The organism is Thomasclavelia sp. (assembly GCF_017889095.1).
In the GTDB taxonomy this organism is placed as follows: domain Bacteria; phylum Bacillota_I; class Bacilli_A; order Erysipelotrichales; family Coprobacillaceae; genus Thomasclavelia.
Window position 1 is genome coordinate 1 of the sequence record NZ_JAGHEW010000114.1, and the last position, 4,928, is coordinate 4,928.

The following is a 4,928-nucleotide window of genomic DNA, read 5'->3' on the forward strand; positions in this document are numbered from 1 at the left end:
CATCTTTATAAAAAATTTAAATAATATTAATTAAAAAATGATATCAATAATGATAAAATAGCTAATAAGATGGAGGCGATTGAATGATAGAAAAAATCAAGAGCTTTTGGGTATTATTTTTAAAAGTTTTGAAATTTGAAGTATTTTATAAATTTGGGATTATTGTAATTATATCGCCATTGCTTAATAAAATTATTCAGATTTATTTAGATAATAAATCTCAAGGTGGCGCTTTTAATCAATATATTTTATTTGATTTTTTAAGTGCTGAAGGAATTGTCTTAATTCTATTAGTGATGGCAGGCTTTTTAGCCGTAATTATCTATGAACTAACAGTAATTATTGATCTTGTCGTTTTAAATAAAGAAAGACATGATTATAGAATTGCTGATGTGATGAAATCAGCGTTATTAAATTTAAAATGCTTATTACATCCAAGTAGTTTGATAGCGGGATTTTATTATATTTTATTATTACCATTAGTACATATTGGTTATTTGAATTCTTTGATTCCAAGTATTTCAATTCCTAATTTTGTTTTTGGTGAATTGAAATTAACTTTTATTGGCCAAATATTGATTATTTTAATTAATGTTATTTATCATGGGATTTATTTGCTATTATTCTTGGTGCCGATATTTATGGTTTTAAAGAAAGATAGTTTTTATCAGGCGCTTAAAAATAGTTTTCAAACATTAAAATCATTAGAGTTTGTTCAATGGCTTAAAGTAATTGCTTTATTAGGTGGCTGGTATTTAATTGAACAGTTATTAAAACAGGGATTACCTAATGCTTTGATCAAAAATGCTGATTTTAATCGTTATTTTTTAAAGAATCTCATTACTTTTTCACAGTTTCGCTTATATTTATTTCAATATTTACTTTATAGCATTATTATGATTTTAATCATGATCATATTTTATCAAGTGGTTTTAGGTATTGTTGCAAAATATGATCAAAGTATTGTAAAAGTAGATCTTGATCATGGTTTTAATCAAACATTTGATGAAACACTATTAGAAGCTAAGATCCAAGGCAGCATTGGATATCAATATCTAGATAAATATATTTTTAAAAATCATTTTTATCAAAAGCACTGGGGTATTATAAATATAATTTTTTGGAGTGCGTTATTTATCATTGTTACCTATATAGCACCTAATTCAATCTATATATTTTGTACTATCTTGATTGTTGTGATTGTAATGTATTTTATTGCCAGTATTTTAGTTCGTTATGATAGCATGCGTTATCATGAAGAAGTAAAAGTTAATAAATCAATGTTATTTTTACCATATCGAGTGATTCAAAAGATTTTAAATCGCTCAAAACTTTATAATCGTCACCCGCGAGTTATCTCTTTGACTTTAATAGCTATTGCAGTTATTTTAGTTGCTGCTTATTTAGAACCGGGAACAATGGTTCATCACCCTTGGGTAATTGGTCATCGCGGTAGTCACTATGGAGTTGAAAATACTTACAGTGCTATTAAAGCTGCTAATGATAAAGGTGCTAACTATGCTGAAATTGATGTTCAGTTATCAAGTGATAATGTAGTAATTGTAATGCATGATAGTGATTTATCAAGACTGGCCGGAAAGAGAAGTAAGGTTGCTGATTTAACAGCTGATGAATTAGCTAAAGTTGATTTAAAACAAAACGGTTATGAAGATAATGCATCGTCGTTAGATAAACTAATCAAGCGATTAAAAAAAGCTAAAGCAAAAATGGGATTATTAATTGAATTAAAAACTGATAATAGTGATGGCAAAAAATTAGCTAAAGAAGTTATCAAAGTAGTTGAAAAAAATGATTATGAAGACCAGGCAATTTTTATGTCGCTTGATTATGATGTTGTAACGTACTTACAAGAAAGTCGCCCAGAATGGTGGATTGGTTATTGTATTTATGGTAGTGCTGGTGATTTAGATGAATCACTATGGAATTTAAATATTGATTTTTTAGCAATCGAAGAAAATCGAGCAACTGTCAGTTTTATTGAAAAAGCTAATCGTAACTGGGTTCCGGTTTATGTTTGGACCGTTGATGATGTCAAAAAAATGAGTCAATATCTACAAATGGGTGTTAGTGGTATCATTACTAATTATCCCGACTATGGTAGAGATGCAATTGATGATTATTTAACTCATAATTATCAATACTATTACTACCAGGGCGATGGTTATCCAACTACTTAATACTAAGCTTAGGCTTAGTATTTTTATCTTAATTTTGATATTATTTTGATTAAAGAAAAGTTATAATGGTGGTTAAGGAAGTGATATTGATGAAAATAATGATTATTGAAGATGATACTTTGTTAGCTCGTCAGTTAGAGTTATTACTTAAAAAATGGGATTATGAAGTTAAAACAATAATTGATTTTAAACAGGTGGATAAAGAGTGTTTTCAATATGGACCGGATTTAATTTTATTAGATATTAATTTACCTTATTATGATGGTTTTTACTGGTGTCGTAAGATTAGAAAAAATACTACTATTCCAATTTTATTTATTTCTAGTCGAGAAAATAACAGTGATAAGATCATGGCTTTAACTTCTGGTGGAGATGATTATATTGAAAAACCATTTGATTTAGAATTATTATTAGTTAAGATCCAGGCAATGCTACGAAGAACTTATGAGTATAAACAATTAGATAAAGAATACTTAGATGAAAATACTAGTTATGATCTAGTTAGTGGTCGAATAGTTAGTAATGATCAAGTTTTAGAATTGACTAAATCAGAAAATAAAATTTTATCGACTTTATTAACACATCGCGGCAGTTGTATTTCACGAGAAGAATTAATGATGGCATTATGGAACTTTGATGAATTTGTAAGTGATGCCACATTATCGGTTCATATTTCTAGACTTCGAGTAAAATTGAAAGAAATCATGAATGGTAAAGAAATCATAAAAACTAAAAAGGGAGTAGGTTATTATATTGATTAGTTATTTAAAAAAAGCATTGGTAAAAATTGTGATTATGGTCATGGGGATTGTTTTTATTAATATCTATTTTTTATTGCTCTGTGCTAGTCGATTGTTTATTGAGGATTTGATTTATTTAGATGTTATTTTGCTTGTTGGAATTGTGATGATAATTTGGTTAGATTATCGCCGTTTTATCAAGTTACAACGATTACTAAAAAAAGAAAGTTATATTGATTATCATCAGTTGCAATCATTGTGTGATTACCAAATTATTAAAATTGTTCAAAAAAATGAAAGTTATTATCATAAACAAATTGAGCTGTTAAATCAACAAATGGAAGATTTAGCTGATTATATATCTAAATGGTCACATGAAGCAAAACTACCATTAGCTTCGCTTAGGTTGATCAATGAACGTAATCAAGATCTTGATGTAAAAAAAGATATTTTAGAATCAGTAGAACGTTTAACTCAATTATTAAATACAATGTTGATGTCTAGTAAATTAAGAAATCCTGAATATGATATTAAAATCGAAAGAGTTTCTTTACTTTTAGCAATTAAAGAAGCTTTAAAGCATCAATCATATTTTTTGATTACCAATAACTTTCAAATCAATTTACCAAAAGAAAATCATTATGTTTATAGTGATTTACGCTGGTTAGTATATATGCTTGACCAGTTTGTAGCCAATTCTATTAAATACTGCCATCAAAGACCAAGTTTATCGTTTAATATTGTAGTAGCGGATGAAATTATTTTAGAAATCATTGATAATGGGATTGGAATTTTACCAAGTGACATGCCTTATATTTTTGATCGCGGTTTTGTCGGGAGCAACTTACGTAATGGCGATTATCGTTCAACAGGAATGGGATTATATTTTGTTAAAGAGATTGCAAGAAAGTTAGGAATTGAAATTGTTGTTGATCAAGATTATCATGATGGAGCTAAATTTAATTTGATTTTTAAAGATAATCGGGATTATTTTTTCTTAGACTAGCGAGTTTTAGCTCGCTTTTTTAGTGTTTTCTAAAAACTGGCATAATCTAATATATTATTAATTGTTGACTTTATTTGTAATTTTGAATTCAATGACTTTTATAATATGTTATGATAAAATGATAGTAATCAAAAGAAAGAAGAAAGATAATAATGAAGCGAATAAGTACCGGAATCGAGAATTTCAAAGAATTGATCGATAATAATTATTATTACATTGATAAAACGATGTTAATTGCAGATGTCTTAAGTGATAAAGTACTACATTATACTAGACCTAGAAGATTTGGTAAGACCGTGAATATGTCAATGCTCTATTATTTTTTCTCAAACAAAGAAACAGAAAATGCTTATCTGTTTGATGGATTAAAAGTCAGTGAAAACAAAGAAATCACAAAACATCAAAATCAGTATCCGGTTATCTTTATGACTTTAAAAGATCTATCAAGAGAAAATATGAAACTACAAATTGATAAATTTAAAGCAATGGTAGCTAAATTAGTTGAGGATAATTCAGAATTGATTGAAAGTCCTTATTTAAGTTCTCCTGAAAAACAATTATTAAACAGTTATCGTTGTAAAAACGTATCAGAAAGTGATCTAAGAGACGCATTATATAATTTAAGTCTTTTTCTGGAAAAACATTATCATCAAAAAGTCATTATCTTAATTGATGAATACGATGTACCGCTTCAAAGTGCCTTTAATCATGGTTACCATGATGAAATGGTTGAATTTTTAAAAAGTGCCTTATCAGCAGGTTTAAAAACCAATGATGCTTTAGAAAGAGGAATTCTTACAGGATGTTTAAGAATCGCCAAAGAAAGTATCTTTACCGGTCTTAATAATTTTACAGTTAGAACGATCAGCGACAAGGAAGCAAGTGAGTATTTTGGGTTTACTCAAAAAGAAATCGATGGTTTATTAAACTATTATAATTTGATAAGTAAACGTCAGGATATGAAAGATTGGTATGACGGATATC

General features: G+C 27.8%; 4 protein-coding genes. All 4 read left to right on the forward strand.

Annotation, left to right across the window (positions count from 1 at the left end; genetic code table 11):
* Positions 1-83: 83 nt before the first annotated feature.
* Positions 84-2,198 carry a glycerophosphodiester phosphodiesterase family protein gene (locus J7M77_RS05125; RefSeq protein ID WP_296876679.1) on the forward strand — a complete coding sequence of 705 codons (2,115 nt, stop codon included), beginning with the start codon at positions 84-86 and terminating at the stop codon, positions 2,196-2,198.
* Between the two features lie 89 nt (positions 2,199-2,287).
* Entirely contained in the window at positions 2,288-2,959 is a 672-nt protein-coding gene (locus J7M77_RS05130; RefSeq protein ID WP_296876681.1) for a response regulator transcription factor, read from the forward strand.
* A complete protein-coding gene (locus J7M77_RS05135; protein ID WP_296876683.1) occupies positions 2,952-3,944 on the forward strand; it encodes a HAMP domain-containing sensor histidine kinase in 993 nt (330 codons plus the stop codon). Before J7M77_RS05130 ends, J7M77_RS05135 begins: the two co-directional genes overlap by 8 nt.
* A gap of 152 nt (positions 3,945-4,096) precedes the next feature.
* Positions 4,097-4,928: AAA family ATPase (locus J7M77_RS05140; RefSeq protein ID WP_296876685.1), on the forward strand; the 832-nt coding region annotated here is incomplete at its 3' end.

What these genes read in the sequence shown, in the direction of transcription:
- J7M77_RS05130 (WP_296876681.1), top strand. Translation starts at nt 2,288, where the DNA reads ATGAAAATAATGATTATTGAAGATGATACTTTGTTAGCTCGTCAGTTA.
- J7M77_RS05125 (WP_296876679.1), top strand. Translation starts at nt 84, where the DNA reads ATGATAGAAAAAATCAAGAGCTTTTGGGTATTATTTTTAAAAGTTTTG.